Origin of the sequence: Bacteroides sp. MSK.18.37 (genome assembly GCF_019129155.2) — a bacterium.
In the GTDB taxonomy this organism is placed as follows: Bacteria; Bacteroidota; Bacteroidia; order Bacteroidales; family Bacteroidaceae; genus Bacteroides; species Bacteroides ovatus.
In genome coordinates, this window is sequence record NZ_JAHOIB020000001.1 from 2,014,481 (window position 1) to 2,032,450 (window position 17,970).

13 protein-coding genes are annotated in these 17,970 nt (G+C 43.0%); 1 reads left to right on the forward strand and 12 read right to left on the reverse strand.

The window, feature by feature from the left end:
- Positions 1-22: 22 nt before the first annotated feature.
- The 11 genes from KSX81_RS08510 to KSX81_RS08560 form a co-directional block, all read right to left on the reverse strand.
- Positions 23-682, reverse strand: a complete 660-nt coding sequence (locus tag KSX81_RS08510) for an MIP family channel protein (RefSeq protein ID WP_004306123.1) — start codon at positions 680-682, stop codon at positions 23-25.
- Positions 683-721: 39 nt separating this feature from the next.
- Positions 722-1,126, reverse strand: a complete 405-nt coding sequence (locus KSX81_RS08515; protein ID WP_008649874.1) for a hypothetical protein — start codon at positions 1,124-1,126, stop codon at positions 722-724.
- Between the two features lie 159 nt (positions 1,127-1,285).
- Positions 1,286-2,455 carry an OmpA family protein gene (locus KSX81_RS08520; RefSeq protein ID WP_217725812.1) on the reverse strand — a complete coding sequence of 390 codons (1,170 nt, stop codon included), beginning with the start codon at positions 2,453-2,455 and terminating at the stop codon, positions 1,286-1,288.
- A 41-nt stretch (positions 2,456-2,496) separates the two neighbouring features.
- On the reverse strand, positions 2,497-2,781 hold the full coding sequence (locus tag KSX81_RS08525; RefSeq protein WP_317197071.1) for an HU family DNA-binding protein: 285 nt from the start codon (positions 2,779-2,781) through the stop codon (positions 2,497-2,499).
- A gap of 13 nt (positions 2,782-2,794) precedes the next feature.
- A complete protein-coding gene (locus KSX81_RS08530) occupies positions 2,795-5,629 on the reverse strand; it encodes a hypothetical protein (protein WP_217725810.1) in 2,835 nt (944 codons plus the stop codon).
- A 30-nt stretch (positions 5,630-5,659) separates the two neighbouring features.
- Complete coding sequence (locus KSX81_RS08535; RefSeq protein WP_004323253.1) at positions 5,660-8,209, reverse strand: hypothetical protein; 2,550 nt, start codon at positions 8,207-8,209, stop codon at positions 5,660-5,662.
- Positions 8,210-8,225: 16 nt separating this feature from the next.
- A complete protein-coding gene (locus KSX81_RS08540; protein ID WP_032844479.1) occupies positions 8,226-10,271 on the reverse strand; it encodes a hypothetical protein in 2,046 nt (681 codons plus the stop codon).
- Positions 10,272-10,288: 17 nt separating this feature from the next.
- Entirely contained in the window at positions 10,289-11,263 is a 975-nt protein-coding gene (locus KSX81_RS08545) for a FimB/Mfa2 family fimbrial subunit (protein WP_050486406.1), read from the reverse strand.
- A 291-nt stretch (positions 11,264-11,554) separates the two neighbouring features.
- Positions 11,555-13,126 (reverse strand): Mfa1 family fimbria major subunit, encoded by a 1,572-nt coding sequence (locus KSX81_RS08550; protein WP_032844481.1) that lies wholly within the window; start codon positions 13,124-13,126, stop codon positions 11,555-11,557.
- A gap of 59 nt (positions 13,127-13,185) precedes the next feature.
- Positions 13,186-14,490: a DUF3868 domain-containing protein gene (locus KSX81_RS08555; RefSeq protein WP_070782660.1), complete on the reverse strand. Its 1,305-nt coding sequence runs from the start codon at positions 14,488-14,490 to the stop codon at positions 13,186-13,188.
- A gap of 4 nt (positions 14,491-14,494) precedes the next feature.
- Positions 14,495-15,064 (reverse strand): DUF3575 domain-containing protein, encoded by a 570-nt coding sequence (locus KSX81_RS08560; protein WP_032844486.1) that lies wholly within the window; start codon positions 15,062-15,064, stop codon positions 14,495-14,497.
- A gap of 268 nt (positions 15,065-15,332) precedes the next feature.
- Between KSX81_RS08560 and KSX81_RS08565 the strand changes: the two genes are divergently transcribed.
- Positions 15,333-16,247 (forward strand): helix-turn-helix domain-containing protein, encoded by a 915-nt coding sequence (locus KSX81_RS08565; protein WP_032847479.1) that lies wholly within the window; start codon positions 15,333-15,335, stop codon positions 16,245-16,247.
- A gap of 188 nt (positions 16,248-16,435) precedes the next feature.
- On the opposite strand, the gene KSX81_RS08570 is transcribed toward KSX81_RS08565, so the two are convergent.
- Positions 16,436-17,656, reverse strand: coding sequence for a site-specific integrase (locus KSX81_RS08570; RefSeq protein WP_211480826.1), 1,221 nt, complete (start codon positions 17,654-17,656; stop codon positions 16,436-16,438).
- Positions 17,657-17,970 lie beyond the last annotated feature (314 nt).

Sequence of the window (17,970 nt, forward strand, 5' to 3'; positions counted from 1 at the left end):
ACAAAAACATGAAATGAAACAATTAATTTCCTTTTATTGTTTTCCAGACTGGCACTGCTACCACCGCACCGACAATCGGAGCCACAATAAACAACCAAAGCTGGCTGATAGCCTCCATACCGGCAAACAATGCCGGACCAATGCTACGGGCAGGATTAACCGATGTCCCCGTAACGGGAATACATACAATATGCACCAAAACCAAAGTCAATCCGATAGCCAGCCCGGCAAAATGAGGACTGCCATTATCGCGGTCGGTAGTGCCCAATACAGTCAGCACGAAGATAAACGTAAACACCGCCTCGGCTACAAATGCAGCCAGCAGATACGGCTCTTCAAAACCGTTGGCTCCCGTACCTTCTATCCCCATTGTGTCGGTAATCAACCACAACAATGCAGAGCCAAGTATTCCGCCCGTCACTTGCGCTACGATATACACACCGGCTTCCATTACCGACAGTCCGCCATTCAGCCAAACGCCGATGGTGATGGCCGGATTGATATGACAGCCCGAAACAGGACCGATTGTGTACGCCATTGCCACCACCGACAAACCGAACGCGAAAGCAATCGTCAACACAGCGGCTACCGATGTCGCACCGCCATTCAATACAGCAGCACCGCATCCCATTAAGACAAGCACCATAGTGCCCACCATTTCAGCTATAAATTTCGTTTTCATAATCTACTTTTTCTACTCGTATAAGATATACTATTCTCTCTAATCATCCTCCCATTCTGAAGGCGGCAACGACTTCTTCCCATACCATTTCATCCAAGCACGAGATTTCCGCTTTCTCAAATAAAGCGCATCGCTACAATGCTCCAACGCTTCCCAGTCAAATGAAGAATGATGTCCGAACCACCTCTCCAGCCAGTAAAGCAGATGATAACTCATGAACGCAAGCAACATCCACCACCACGAAAGCCAGACGGATAGCACCAATGCAGGCAATAATGCCAAGAAGAAACACTCTGTATACTGTCGCGCATGAATCTGAAGTTCCATCTCCTCCCACCCTTCCAAATATTTGAACCGGGTGAAACAACAACCGAAAATCATAAAATAATGCCTTTTCTTCCTGTTCAGGAAAGTTTTCGCCAACAGACTATTATATATTATCATATCCTCCTCTTCATTCAAAAAAGCAACATTGCAAAGGGCCGTCCAACTACCGGCCGACAAGCCCACCTTGTAACGACAAAGCACTTTCAGTCCCGACGTAGAAGAAAACGAGACAGCCCCGCAATGTTGCCTGAAATACCTTGAAATGAAATAAAACTATTATTCGACGATTACGACGCGGTTCAATTCAGGTTCACTAAAACGGTTGTTCGTATCGCCCTCCGCTTTCTTCACGAGACGTTCAGGGGAAATTTTATACTTTTCGACTAATAAATTGTACACATACTCCATACGTTGTTCACTCAAACGCTGGTTCAGTTCCCTGCTGCCCGTAGCGCTGTCCGCCGAACCAATCAGCGTGAAAGTCTTGTTCTTATCCGCCTTGATGGCGTTGTTCACATAAAACTCAAGATTGGTAAGTTCCTTCTTATCCAAAGTAGCCTTGCCGATAGGGAAGAACAGGGCTACCGGCGAAGCAGTCACTTTCGATTCATTCACCACTTCCGGTTTCCGATTTCTGGCAACTTCCAGTTCAGCGGCAAGGCGCTGTGCTTCGGTGCTCAAATCATGATTTTTGGCACGAAGCGCGTTGATACGTTCATTATAAGATGAATAATCTGCCGGAGCCACTTTCTCGACGCGGTCGAAACGGGTCTTGCCCAACTTCACGCTTAGCCCCAGTGTCACAGAACTCATTCCTTCACCTTTGCTGCCGCCTACCGTTCCGTCAAAACACTCTTTCACTAGCATCTGCCGTCCTTCCAAAGTCAAGTCCAGACGCTTGCCCAGACGGAACGTATTCAAAATACCGATGTTGGCGGCAATTTCATTATCATGCGTGCTGTTTCCCCACGAACGTGCCCAACCGAAACCGACAAACGGAATCACATTCCACACACGTTTCTCATTGAATCCGAGGAAACCGTTCGACCAGTTCCACATAAAGTCCGCATGGAGATTGGAAACATTAAACTCTTCCTTATAATAACTGCGATGCGCCCCTTTGGCATACATCCCGCTTGCATCCGTCAGCCCCTTGGCTTTCAGACCCGAATATTGTAGGCGGACTCCGTAAGAAGGAGTAATCCACTTGCCCAACGACACATCCAGTGCAGGAGCAATACGGTTGCCCACCGATGTCTTGTTATCAAGTTCACCTTCATAGATATTGATTCCACCGCCTACACCGATATACCAGTTACTCCAGAAACTATTCGTTTCATACGGGCCACGGAGAATACTTCCGTCCGTGTCACGATTTTCCTTTTGCTGTGCCATGGCACAGACTGATGATAATACCAATGCAACTGTAATAATTTTCTTTTTCATGTTTCAATTTTTATGTTCAACATTTAGTTTAACCTGTTTCTTTACTCTAATTTCATTTTACTTCCGGGACGGAATTTCACTTGTCGTTTGGCTGGAATCTGCATTGAGCCGCCTGTGGCAGGATTATGCCCGTTGCGCGCTTTCCGTTCTTGAATGACAAAACTGCCGAAGCCGACCAAGGTGACACTCTCTCCTTTATGCATTGTTTCCGCAATGGTTTCCATGATTGCGTCTACAGCATTCGTAGCTTCGTTAAAGCTCAACTGACCTTTAAGGGCTACTTCTTTGATTAGTTCTGATTTGTTCATAGGTTTGTATTTAAAAATGAATTATATATGTTTATTCGTCACGGATACAGCGGACAGGTGCTGCCGTAGAACGATCTAACCAGTAATTATTACCCCCACCGAAGCCACAGCCAACATCACCATTTTTTAAATCAAATCCAAATGACATTATCACATTCATACCACTGCCATCATTATATCTCATTGTCCCACAAAGATGAGCACTATAAAAAGGACCATTTACTACCCCTTTATCATAAGTTCTTCCATGGCGAAGCGAAGTAGAAATAAAATAGACTTTCCGTGTACTATTTTCACTACCACAATAGAAATATACCCCATACTTAGTAAATAAAGGAGTATAAAAATCTCCCTTCTCCATATGTCCCAAAAATTCGGTTCCGCTTTTGCCAATAGGGGAATCTATTATTGGATATTTTAAAAATGCACCATATACATCCGGCGGAGATACTTTGTAACCAACAGGACATGGATCATAAAGGGTCTTCATTGTCTCTACATTAACCATTTTATATTGCGAATAAGGGTTATTTCCCCATAAATATTGATTTCCAGTCATATCATTATTACCGGATTCAGAAGTATAATACAACCAATCATGAACACTATAGGCATCATCACTTATGATAAATACGGCAGGATGATTTATCGCATACTCAATTGTTCCTATACTTTCATTTTTTTCCTCCTCTTTGTGCTTTAGTTTACTTCCACGTACATTATGCATAAAATTTTCGGTACTTTCAAAGGAAGCTGAAATACAAAAAGGATCTTTACGCCCCCATTGGTAACCCAAACCACGTGTTGTTAACTCATCAGGAGTATTAGTTGTTGCTCCTAAATCTCGATCCATTATTCTATAATTCTTCCCGCTATAAGTTTCTCCATTGGTTGGTAAGCCTAATTCTATTATAGTGGGGTGCTCTGTACACCAAACATGCCAACTCCATAGTACTGTAGCATCCTCCGCATTTGGATCTTGTTTATCATAAACTGCAATAACCCCATTTCCCGTACCACTACTCAAGAATTCAACTCGATTAGTAGTAGAATTAAATGCAACTTGTGATATAAGATTTTGCTTGTCCTGCCAAATTAGTTTTGCAGAATAAGGAACTATCTCAACATTTTTAGAAACTGATATATCTTCACCTGAAGCATTTTTAAAATGATATTGTTCTATATCTTCACCTAATTCTTCCCGCCATGCAGCTCTGCCTCTCGTTTCCGCCACTATACCATCAACCCCGTTTCCTATCACCGTAGCGTCAAACGAATAAACACCATAAGTCACCGGAGTAATAAAGCAGTTTGCCGGACCGTCTTCATCCACAGCAATCGCTTCTGTGTGAGATATGATACTGAAAGGGATATACTTCACTATGTTACCTACGGATATTTCCAAAAATCCTTCCTTTAGTGAAGAGTTTTCGGGTACAGTGCAATAAATCCAATACACATCGCTATCTTGCGGAAGGTTCACTTCATTCACCGAAAGTCCTCCTGTTCCCTTCACCTGTACCAAATTATTATTATCTATGCTATAAAACAGGCATAAGTCAGATGAGGGTACCAAAGTTTTCTTATCCGAATTTAAAACGCGAACATTACGAGTGGTAACACCACTAAAATCGACATTACCCGTATCATCAGCCTGCAATTCAAATTTTACCATTGTTACCGGATCTGTGATGCCATTCTCTATCAACTTAAGGTCTTCCCTATCCGTTTTTACCAAGTACTGGCCGTTAGAAGCATATCCCCGCGACCAATTATCCGAAACCGTCACCGTATACTCGATATTACTTCCCGGATTTTGAATGGCTTCCAGTTCCGTATCATATCCCTTATTCTTTAGCTCGGCAATAGTAAAGCGATAAGAATGATTACGTATTATATCCAGATACTGCCCGGTTTCCTTATCCAGGAAATCCAAACGATAATACTCTTTATTCGAACCGTCCGGATTCCGGACTACAAGAAGCAACATTGCACGATCTTTGGAGAATGTTTTCTTATCAACCTTATTTCCTAAAGCGTAAATGGAGTGTTCATATTCCAAAGGATAGTAACTTGTCACCAGTCCTTTCGTTACATCCAAAGGAACTGTAGCGGAAAGTAAATCATGTTTTTCCGAAACGCCGCTTTCGTTAATACTGCCCTGATAGATTTCCCCCTTATACTCGCTATCTAATGTAAAATCCGAATAATTAAGATTTCTCCATTCCCAATAGACTTGTTTACCGGAAAACAAATCCGCCTTTGCATCAACCGTAACTTTTGCCAAACAACGGGTCAACAGACAAATGTTAGAGGTAGCGTTCTCATTCCATTCCATCCAACCGTACATCGGAATAGTCCGCCCTTCACTTTGCAGAGCGGAAAAGCCCTTCATCATTCCTTGACTAGTATAATTCCTCAACTGCTCTTCACTAGCCATTTTATTTATAAGAAAATCACCTGCTCCTGATGCAGAAGAACGATTAGTCAGGTTACAAACTACATAAATTCGTTCTTTGTCAGCGGGAATGTATTCTTTCAATGTCACAGTCGGCGATGCAGTGTCATTACCGAACAAAAAAGACAAATCAGCTTTACCCTCCTGATAATATACAGGGGATGAGGCGTGAGAATCATTATATACAAACACCTGTATGCCACTAATCTTACATTCCGATTCATTCGCCACGCTACGTACCTGTACCAATTCCGCATCCGGGATAGACAAGCTGATGACATTTTTTTGAGAGGAATCAATCATTTCCATTTCAGTGTCATCGTTACAACCACCTAACAACAACATATTAAAAGCGAAGAAAACCAACAGACATATCCCGAACAAGTATTGTTGTATTGTTATTTTCATTTCATTCATACTTTTTAGATTTCTAATGAATTATTCCTTTACACAGCGTATCGAAGCAGGCACTGAAGTAACCACCGGATTATATATATTATATTCAAAGTCCATAGCAGTATATGGATGAAAGTTAAACATGAGCCCACTATGTTCTTTGTCAGCAGGATGAGGTGAAGAACACCAGTAAACTCCCCATTTTCCTAACTTTATACCATCACCATTAGGTCTATAAGTCTCCGGCAAATAAATTAGCTTCGTTTCATCAATCCCTGCATTATCATAATAAAAGGTTGATCCATTCGCAAAATAACTTTTTATGAAATACATATCCCCAAGTGACGCTCCGGCTGGGGGGAATATGGCGATCTCACCTTTACTCAAGATTTTAAAAACGTCATGCGGCGCAACTTTATAACCATATGGACAAGGGTCATACAACGATTTTAATGTTTCTTTAGGGAAAGCATCCTGTTCCCCGTCCGGATTTCCCCACAGATATTTCAGTTCTGTTGTTTTCGTACACCAAGATTCACCCCCCAATCCTCTCCTTGGACTATACAAGGAACTCGGAGTACTTATAGCTTGACCGGCAGTCACTCGTTCATCGGAATATTTATATACGCCCTGACCACTTCTTACGTCATATAAAATGGTACGTATGCCATCATAAGTCAATGAACCCGAAAACGGGTCTTTACGTCCCCATTGATAATGCAGCCCTTGAACAGTGCCTAAATACGCTTTAGTAGCAGTAGCACCAAGATTACGGTCCATCACTTTATAGTTATTGCCCGTGTATATCGAAGTGACGAATTCCAGTATCTTTGGGGTAGCCGTACACCAAAGGTGCCAACTCCACAACACTTTCGCATCCTCCGCATTAGGATTAGTCTTATCATAAACAGCTATCACTGCATTTCCCCGGCTTCGTCCCATTTTCACCTGAACCCTGCCATTGACTAAAGCAACTTGTTCCACCAGTTCATCCGTGTCCTGCCAAAGCAATTTGGCCGATAAAGGATGAATATTGGCACCACCGGCTTTTGTCAAGATATTGCCACTTGCGTCTTCAAACTTCCCTTCGTCAATAATACCGTCCACTCCGTTTCCCATTATGGTAGCAGTGAAAGAATAAGAACCTGCACCTCTATCTGCTATATAACTATTGGCAGTCCCTTCCGTGTCTAACGGAGTAAAAGTATCCAATGAACTGACAGGAATATATTCCACATGCACATTGTCGGAAGAAATTTCTATAAAACCACCTTCATAATTGGCGGGAACACTACCGGTGGTACAATAGAAATTCATTACTTGTGCGGCAGTGAGGTCATAAATGCCACTGTTATCCGCCAGTTTATCCGTTTCCGTTATTCCATTGCAATATAACTGTAAATCTGTTGTTGATATTAAATCTGTCTTATTAGGCTTCAAAGCTCTGATTTGTAAGCGTCCCGGAGCATGACAGTCCACTTTCAGCAGTTTCACCGGGTCGACAATATCTTTAATCAAAGTTATTTTTGTCCTGTCTATATCAAAGTCAACGCCTCCTACAATATCACCCGTAACCCCTACATCTTCCCAATCAAGCATATCTGTGAATACTTTCACTTCATCAAGACTTAGCACTTGTACGTCCACCGAATAAATATGGTTACGTTTCATCCGATAAGAATCTTCCGCTTTTACAGGTATCGTACGTTCTATCACCCGACTAGCTATTCCGTCCGTCACAGGAATAGTCAGTTTCAATGATGTCACGTTAATAGCCGGGTCATACTCCTCTTCCTGTTCCAGATAATTTTCATAAACAAATAATGGATAAAAAGTAATAGCTTCACCGTTAATCTCCACTTGTTCATGAGCAAGTATATCATATAAGCTCACTTCCGGATAATCCGGATAATTTAATGAAGATGCCGGCAGATTTTCAACAACAGCCTCATTGGCATGAGAAGAGAACGGAGCATACTTACGAATCCTATCTGCAGCATGAATCACCTGTATTTTTACATCTCCTATCATCAATTCCTGCGGAACAGTAAATGAGGTTGTCCGAACAGTAGTCCGTAGTTTGGCGACTCCCCGTAACAAATGCACGGAAGCTTTGAAATTTCTATTTATGCCGTCCTCAATCACTCCCGTACCTGACATGTAGAAAGGGGAAACCGGCTGTCCGGAGATTATTGCGGGAGTGTCTTCATTGGCACGTACCCGCAAGGTGTAACCCGCCTCCAATGTCCCTATATCAAACAGTGTAGAAACCGCATAGACACTATCAACATCCGTAGGGGTCAATGTCAATGCTCCGTCTGCTGTGGAACGGGATGCTATCACAGTCCCGCTATTCATAACATCCATGAAAAGCCGCTCAACCTTGTTCTCACCGGCCATCCCATTCTCTATGCTTCGGACAACCGGTTGTTTTCCCCCGGGTATTACCAAACGGAGTTCCATCCGTTCCTTGCCGTCGGGTATCATGTTGTCCACATTGCCAATATCACAATTTCTAATATCTTCCACACATGAAGATAATAAAAGCAGTATAAAAGCAAACTTATATCCTATTACCATTTTATTCGTCATAGATGTAACCTCCATTTTACTCTTTCACACAACGTACAGCACCTGCAGTCGCTTCATCCCAAATAACACTTTCACCCTTACCGTGAATACGCTCTGTCCAATACAGACACATGTTCCGACACTTCATATCTCGACCAAGGTTTCCTGCACGAAGCATAACAACCTGCCCCAAGGATCCTGACAGCTCCCCAGTCCCCCCGTGTCTATATCCTGCTGCAGGATAATAAATATCACTCCTACCAGCAAATCCGCCGCCATATCTTTCTTCATAGAAAACCTGCTCCAGACCAGAATCTTCCCATGGAGTAGATATGCCATCTTTGCCGGCAGGAACTCTCCAACCATCCGGACAAGGGTCAAAAATCGTTTTCTTTCCAGATTTCGTATTCCACAAATAAGGATACTTGGTAGAGTACGAAAACCAGAGGAGTTGTGAGGGTGCTGTATAATATGCCATCGGATTATTCACTGAACCCGGTATATTATTAATATCCGACGTAGATACACTAATTTTAGTAATAGGCTTAATTTCGCCAGTGACGCTATACAATTCTTCTTCAGGCTCCGTATAAAGCCAACCCTTAGCTGGTGGAAACGGATCTTTCCGCCCCCATTGATATAGAAATCCCTTAGACTCAATTCCTCCCTGCTTCTCATCATAGTTATTATATGTTGCCCCCAAATTACGATCCATCCAAGTATAACCATTAAACTCTTGTTGTCCCTCTTCTAAATTCGGATCATAGTCTGTGCACCAGATATGCCAGCTCCAGTAAATCTTTCCATTCACTTTCATCGCTATCACTGCATTGCCAGACTGATTTTCCGTTTCCACACTGATATAAGCTTTATCACGTTTTTCCGCATTCATAACCTTCACTCCGGAAGCCGGCACTACCCCTATTCTATCTACCCAAAGTACTTCGGCCGTAACCTCACCATCGGGAATAGGTGTACGTTCAAATTCATCCATTTGTGCCCATGCCTTGTACACCCCGTCAGTGGGAATGTGCACCCTTCCGCCGGGCGATACCACATAACAGTTTGTTATACGTATATCGTTCACTTCTTCTACTTGGGGTTCTAACGCTATCCACGGACACACTGTCAAGTTTATATCCAAATAGACTGTTTTTTGCATGAACCGGCACAGTAATTGATAAACATGATTACGCTCCAGTTTTTCCAAAGGCGCTTTGCCGGAATTATCCGAATCCACACCCAACTCTATCATATCGTAATCATCAAAACCGATATTCAATTTATTGTTTTTACACTCCATTTCCGGAATATAAAACGAGTAAGCCAGCACGCCCTTGTCTTCAGGAGAAGTTTCTTCAGGGATCTCACTGACTTTCTTTCTCGATAACAGATTGAGAACGGAAGACGCATAACTTCCTGTTCTTTTTGGGGATACGAATCCTGTCTTGGAAACTCCAGTCACAACCAATGTGGTAGGCATCAAGACCTCCTCCCAGTTCTTTGCCTCCTTCCGCATATAAACATCCACACGCGCCACAGCACGGTCTACACGCATGTTGACTGTCTGCGTCGTTCCCTCCGCCGCATCCACTCCTGCCAGTTCTCCATACATGGGAAGACAGTAGTCTTTAGTGTATTCCACCACATTGGTTCTTGTGGATAAGTAGTCCGCCATTTGATACTGTACGTCCACCAAGTCATTGGGATGATCCACAGACTCCAATATAGCGCGGGTATCAAAGTCAACAGGTTCGTTTACAATGGCATACAATGTTTTCCCGGTGGCGGCTTTCACCGTAAAAACCGGAGTAGTATAAGTCCCGTCGATAGCGGAAAGCCCTTGCCAGTAATACATCTTATCCAGTGACGTGCCGTCAAAAACATAGATGCGTAGCCGGCTGATGCGGGTTTCATTCGCGTTCAACACTACCGGGTCACTCGTGACACGTGTGCTGATATTCATGCTCATCCGTACTTCTCCGGGATTTAGCGGATCGACTGTCTGTCCACTTTCCGTACAGGAAAACAAGAACAACAGCAACCACGCCCACCATATACAGCCTTTATATCTCATATTCATCAATCTTTGTTTATTTATCAGAGATCTTCGCCTTTCAGCCAGATAGTCCAGCCGTTAATCATAATCTTAGTAGAAAGGAAATTCAATAATTCCGGGTTATAGAAAAAGACAATCGCATACTCACTCTGACGGTCGAGGTATTCCTGTGCCGGGATATTGTGCCCTTCCATTTTAGTAAGCAGCAGGTAAGGTATCAGGTCAACCTTCATCAGTTCCTTACTATCCGACTTGCGTGTAAGCGTCAGGTATACCTTTTTATGTTCGAGCAGGCGCATGGTATTCATTTCTGCCACAATGCCCACATCTTCCACTTTTTCCAGATGATACGGCTGGTAACTAATCATGTCGTCATCCAGCAAGTCATTATTCCAGTCGTAATATCCGTTGTCCGCCCGGATTTCGAACAGGCAATCATTCATATCCAGTTCTTCTCCCGGACCAGACTTTTGCAGAATAAAGCGGAATTTATTGGTATTCTTTATCAGGCGGACCGTTTCCGTCTGTTCCTGTTTGCCGGTAAAGTTTACGGTCTGTATCCCGCCATACCAGAGAGGCTCCAAAACTTTATTATGTATCAAGGATTCTTCCCGTTTCATTTTTACCGTCAAATCTTTCAGTGTCGATTTTCCGGCAACCAGTTCCGGCATTTCAAAGGCATCGCTCATTCCCGCCCACGTAGCTATCCGGTATTCCCCAATTGGCAGTTGTAACTGCATACGGTAGCTGCCACTGCCCAGAGTTTTCCCTTGTTCACTCTTCTTCATGATAAACGTGCCATCCTTGTCGAATACAAACACATCGACACGATTCACTTGAGCCGCAAAAGCATCGGTGAACTCCATGTTATAGTCATACCGGAAACTAACATATAACTGACATTCCGGTAGTGTCTCATCTATGGATGTGCAAGAAAAGAGTACAAGCAGTAATAACAGGCAACTTCCATAACTTATCTGCCGGACGGCACCTTTTGTATTCATTATCTTTCTCATAATCATCTATGGTTCTATTATTTTTCTAATTTCATATATGGTGTGGAAAAGCGCCTTTGTGCTTTTCTCGGAATAATCTGTTTTAGTGGACAAGTCTTAAAACTTGTCTGTATGGCAAGACCTGTTTTTATCAAGTTTTTCATATCAAGGTCTTGATTCACGGAAATAAGCCTCCGCCGGCTGAATAAAAAATGAAAAGAAAGAAAAAAGAAGGCGTCACAAGACAAACTGCGCCGTATCATAACGCCTTCTTATAATTTTAATTGTTATTTTAGCCCGATATATCAGTCATTACAAATCCACTCCCTGACTCCAAGTAGTCCATGGGTTAACTGTAATATTTACAGAGAGATATGCTTCTTGGTCATCATCGTCTTCACCCGGATTTGTAGGTTTAGTAGGATCTGTCTTGTCAGGAATCCAGGGAGTACCCGGTTGCTTCACGCTGTTGATAGTCAATGTGTACCAGTTGTTGCGCACGACACCGTATTTACCATGTGCCATCCATGCAGTGATTTCGTCATCATGACGAATCAGGATGTTATAGTAGCATACGCCTTTCTGGAAGTATTCCACACCTACTGTTTCGCCGGCTGTTGCATCAGGTTTGGAGTATTCGCCACCACTCTTAAGGCCGTCCAGTTCAGCAATAGTAATAGAGGCAAAATCAGCACCGACAGTCTTTTCTTGTGCAGTGGCGGCTTTGGCAATACGTGCATAGAACTGGTCACAAAGATCGATTATCTGTTGTTGTGCCGCATCCGGTGTACCAGCAGCCGCAGCATTATATACTGCCTGCAAATCAGCCAATGTCTTGTAAGTGACACCCAAAAGGCGGAACCAGCTTTCGCCCACAGTAAATGAATTAGGAGTGTAAACCGCACTTGCTACGGCAGCCGTAGTCTGCGCCTGGGTTTGCGCGTCATGTTCCATTGTGTTCTCAAGACAGTATTTGCTGTCTGTCATGGGAGAGAAGTCAGCAGGCAAAACACCTTTATCAGATACTTTCAGGTAGTTGAACTGCGACACATTGAATCCTGCCTTTTCATAGTTCGGGTCAATTCTATAATCTGCATCAGCAGAACCTCCGGCAGGCATTACTATTTCAGAATATGGGAACATGCTCTTGTTGGTTACATTCAATGCCCAGTTACCGAATGTACAGGTCACTCCGGCAGGAACTATGACGCCGGCCGGATTTGTTCCTAAAGAAACTTTAGCAACTATACGGTCTACAAAAATCTTTGAACGGTCAGTTTCGGCTGCGGCTATCGCGTCAGCAACGTCAGAAATACCCGCGTCGCCAACCTTTTTTACTTTAGCTTCCGCCAATGCTCCGTTAGTAGGGTTTGTATTGTCGCCGGCATTAATCATCATAAAGTTGTCCTTTGACGCTCCAATCACTTCATCAAGTGTCTGCTCCACAGCACCATTGATGACAGACCAGGGAGCGGAAGCTACACAGGCAGCCTTGAACTTGCCGCTCGGATTGACCACTGCCAGTACTTTGGCGGTAGCGGAAGGTACTTTGAATGCCTTTCCGGCATATCCTGACTTATCAGCACCACCTACATTCAAGATATAGTCGGTTGTACCCAATGTCTTTGTTTCCAAGCAAACATTCGACGCATCAAACAATGCGAGAAGCACTTCGTTTACTTTCTGTTCTTCCGCACTGCCATGGTCTTTTCCCGGAGCACGTGTTCCCGTACTTTTAGGCATTGTCACAGATACGGACATATAAGCCTCCCTGCCGTCTACCGGCAACTGGTCTTGTCCGCCGGTTGCCATCTCTTCATCATTACTACATGCTGCCATCGCCAGTCCGACAAACAGCGTTAAAAAAGATTTGTCCAATTTCATTGTTTTAAAATTTAATGAATACTAAAATGTTAATTACTAAGTATAAGTTTCAGATTATATTATTCAGTTTTTATACCTTCCAAACGTTTCAGGTACATCCGCATCGCATCATAATCTCCCATTTCCCATGCTACGATAGCGGCGTTGTTGTTAGCCATCCTGTCACTCGGAAAGCGGTCGGCAATCATCCGGATAATCCTGTTGTATTCGTCCGAACCTTTGCCGTAGCTGACTGCGACCTGATACATTTCGTTATGGTTCATTTTGTCGGGGCGCGTCTTGATTATTTCCCGCCCTTGCTCCACGGAGAACGGAACCACCGTATAGCTGACTGTATATTCCACCAGGCGCAGCTTCGGATATACCTCTTGCAGTAAGGCATTATAGATTTTTCCGCCGTCGATAGCTTTTATCTTCGCGTCGCGTGCATCCGGTTCGGGAGTCTGCCCGATAATATCAAGCACTTTCTGCATATAGGAAGGACAGTATTCGCGCAACCATGCAGCTAGTCCCTCCCAATTCTCCGGCACCGAACGGCATTCTATCATACTGTCGTCCAGCTTATAGGCATGTTTCAGGTTTTGTACCAACGCTTTCGCACGTTGTTCGGAAAGGCGGGCATTGGCGTCATAATTGCCTTCCGGCGATGAGTAGCCCACTATCTTAATCCGGGCAATACGATAGTTATCATCTTCACGGATAGAATCAATGGACGAATGGATTTTAGCCAGTTCGGTAGGATTATTCATATAATCGGCAAGCAATGCCGACTGGTTCACTTTAAAATTAAGATATGCGCTGCGGGTGAAAGAACGACGTTTCTCCTCTGCCTGTGCCACCATTATTTCCAGATTCGGGCGTTCCACTACCTCTTTGAATAAAGGAAGTTCCGCAACGGGGGCATTACCCAGTGCTTCTCCGCAACCTGCGCATCCCTGTAATTCACGGAATATCTCGACACGTGCTCCGGACATCCACTCCTGTGCCGGAACTGTTTCGTTATATTCTAACAACATATCCCGTTTCCTGTTAAAACGAATCATTTCCTGTCCCTCTCCCGCAGCCGGTTCTTTGCCATACAGACTTTCTTTCCGCTTGTTCATGCGATAACGGTTTCTGCCTGCAATGCAGACTGAAGGCAGGGCGAGCGTATCGTTTTCCGACCGGCTGATTATCAAGGGAGTGATTATCATTTGTCGGCGTGAAGGAAGCCGCAGTATGCTGCAATCCATATTAAATGAGACTTCCACTTTGTCATCGCTTATTTTCCGGGCAACGGCTTGTCCGATATTTATCTCCTGGGCATGGGCGGAAACTGCGCCTAGCAGTCCCAAGGTCACGTATATACAGATTCTTTTCATCATTAACCTATTTTATAATGTATATGATACTCACTGCAGCTTTTGTCGGGCCGAAGTAGTTTTTCTTCTCATTTTTCTGAATGGTTCCACATGTGGCACAAGGATATTTGGAGTGATCCAACCGGGCATATCCGACTCCAAGTACAGCCTCCATGCTCCAGCGGTTACCGAGCAGCCACTGATAACCGTAGGATATTCCGCCGCCCCACAAATGCCCCTGATAGCGGTGACGTTCCATATTATCACTTAGAAATGACATTCCGCCCACATTGTATTTGGCGTAGTGTCCGTGCAGACCCAGAAAATGACCGTTGAATTTCTCACAAAGCCAGTAGCGAAGTTCCGGCTGTACGCCCCAGTGGCGCAGGCGCGTTTCATCATCAAACTTCCAGGGATTATAATTTCCGGATAAATCGAGAGACCATTTCTTGCCCAAACCTATTTCCAGCCCCAAGTTCATTGTAGTAGTAGCGTCATAAAGCAAATTAGTCTTTACTGCAACCTTTTGGGCGTAAGAGTTGCCCGTATTACAAAGTAGTATTCCCAAGACTCCGATTAAACATAGATATTTCTTCATGTCGTCTTATTATTTATTATTGCTTTTGTTTCATCTCTATTCCGTAATAGAGATGAAACAAAAGAATACAAACAATAAAAACCTAATTACCAATGATTTATATCACATAAAGCACCCATATAACGTTTCAGTATCATGATAAAATGAATCATAGCAAACAAAACAGAAAATAATATTCTGATATATAATTCATTAAAAATACAGATACTGAAACAATTGTGAAACAAACAGATAGGTAACAGACCAAACAATCAAAACAGTTATTGCCATGGAAACAAAACTTATGAAAAGCGAATTGCTGTACATCGAAGAACACCTGTCATGCCAAAACTACATGACAACGATTGAAACCGGATTCAAGTATCTTGAGTTCAATAAGAACACAGAATTTGAGGAAGACACTACAAGTAAGAATTATCTTCTATTCTTCCTGAAAGGTGATTTCACCATAACTTGCAACCAGTTCCACAACAGACTGTTTCATGCCGGAGAGATGATACTCATCCCACGTTCTTCCCGGCTGAAGGGAATTGGAGAAAACGGTTCAAGCCTGCTCTCCATGTTTTTCGATATGCCCGAAGGAAACTGTGACAAGCTCATATTGCAATCTTTATCAGACCTTTGCGACAACATTGAATATGACTTCTCACCGATTAGAATACACTACCCGCTGACACCATTCCTCGAAGTGCTGACCCACTGTATCAAGAACGGAATGAATTGCGCTCACCTGCACACCCTGATGCAACGGGAATTTTTCTTTCTCCTGCGCGGATTTTATGAAAAGCAGGAGATTGCAGTATTATTTCATCCTATCATCGGAAAAGAAATGAACTTCAAGGATTTTGTCATGCGCAACCATACCAAAGTGGATAATATAGAACAGCTCATCTCACTATCGAACCTGGGAAGAAGCCGCTTCTTTTCCAAATTCAACGAGGTGTTCGGAATGACTGCCAAACAATGGATGCTGAAACAAAAGAACCAAAGGATACTCGAAAAAATGACCGAACCGGGAGTATGTATAAAAGACGCCGTTGAAGAATTGGGATTTGATTCGCAGAGTAACTTCAACCGTCACTGCAAACTATATTTCGGATGTACCGCCAAACAGTTAATGGAACGCTGCCAGACCGAAAACAACCCTATTTATGAGGATAACCACGCAACATGTACAAAATGAATAAAAAAATGTACTTTATGACAATTCATATTATAAAAAAATAAGCTTACTTTGCAGCGTGAAAATAGTTCAAAACAACAAAGAGATTTTAATATAATCTCTATTACGGAATAGATTACAATACTGCAAAGATAAATAAAAATATTATATCTTCTAATTTTCAACAGATTAAATTACAAATTTTCATTTCACTTGGATAAATTTGTAACTATGCTGTTCACCTGATTGAGCATGGACACATCGAAATCTTTCAAATAGACACGTGTCATTTCTTCCGAAGTGTGCCCTAGTCCGGCACTAATCACAGAAATTGGTGCTCCATAGTCACGGGCAAGGGTAGCCCAGGTATGGCGGGCGGTGTACGTCGTCAACGCAACTTTTATATCAGCTGCAACAGCGATTTTCTTCAAATGGCGGTTGATACGCCCTAACGCCAGGCGGTATTGTTTGTATCCCGAAGCATATTCACCGCTGATGATCGGAAAGAGATACTCATTCTCCGTCTTATATTTATCGATCAAGCCCTGCATCTGGGGAGTCACCGCTATGCGAATCAACTGTTTCGACTTATGACGGGAATAAGTCAGCACACCATTGCAAATATCGCTCTTCCTCAAAAGGACAATATCAACAAAAGCCATTCCCTGCGCATAAAAGCTGAACAGATACAAATCGCGGGCAAACTCCAGTTCAGGTTCATTCTCCAAATTCAAGTCCGCCAGATTCTGCATATCCGTCCGTGACAAAGCACGTTTCATCGTTTTCGCCGGGCGGGTCTGTGCCTTCGCAAACGGATATTCGCCACGAGGATGATAACCGTCCGTTACCGCCTGGTTATACAAAGAGCGCAAATTGCGCAGATAATAGCTTACCGTATTTCCAGAAGAGCCGTTACTATACAGGAAATCCTCGTATCTCCTAACGAACGCCAAATCAACCTCTGACATCCGCACATCAGGGCGACCTATAAATTTTGCCAACGACGAACGGGTGCTCTTGTAGGCCGCAGCCATCCCCACTTTCTTCAGTTCCTGCTTACGCTCAATCTGCGCATTGATATATCGCAATAAATAAAACTGTGGTTTTCCTGTACCAAAAGCATTTTGAGCCAGAATATCCTCCACTGTAAATTCTTCCCTTGTCCGCTCAAGCTGCCTGATCCGTGTATCAATCCGATTCCGCATCTTCCGTAGCTCGCGGTTCATTTTCACGACCTCTGTAGCCGTAAAAGTAGAACTTACGCCATTCATAATCTTCCCTTCCAGCTCGTCAAACACTTCCTCTTTCACCCGGTAGCCTGTATACAGTAACTTTTTTCTCCGATTGTGGATCACCTGAAATACTAAAGGATAACTGCCATTATTCAATATCCTGCTCTTATTCAGCATAAGTTTCACTGATGTTATCATATCTTGCTTTTTTTGTTTGAGACGTAAAAGTACGAAGTTCACCTTACTTATCAGAACTATTTTTCCGCCTGTTACGCAAGAAACAAGAAATGGAATAAAAAGTTTTTCCACTTTAAGAATAGTTATCTGATAAATATAGTTAAAATACACGTTCTAGCAATTAGTATATTTTTATTACATATTTCCAATATACATACGCATAAATTAGATATGTATACCATTTATGATATTTCATTACATAATATAAAGATTACCGCTATTCTTCCTTTTGAAAAATTAGAATATTAGGCATAGCTTTGCACTATGGATTTTAG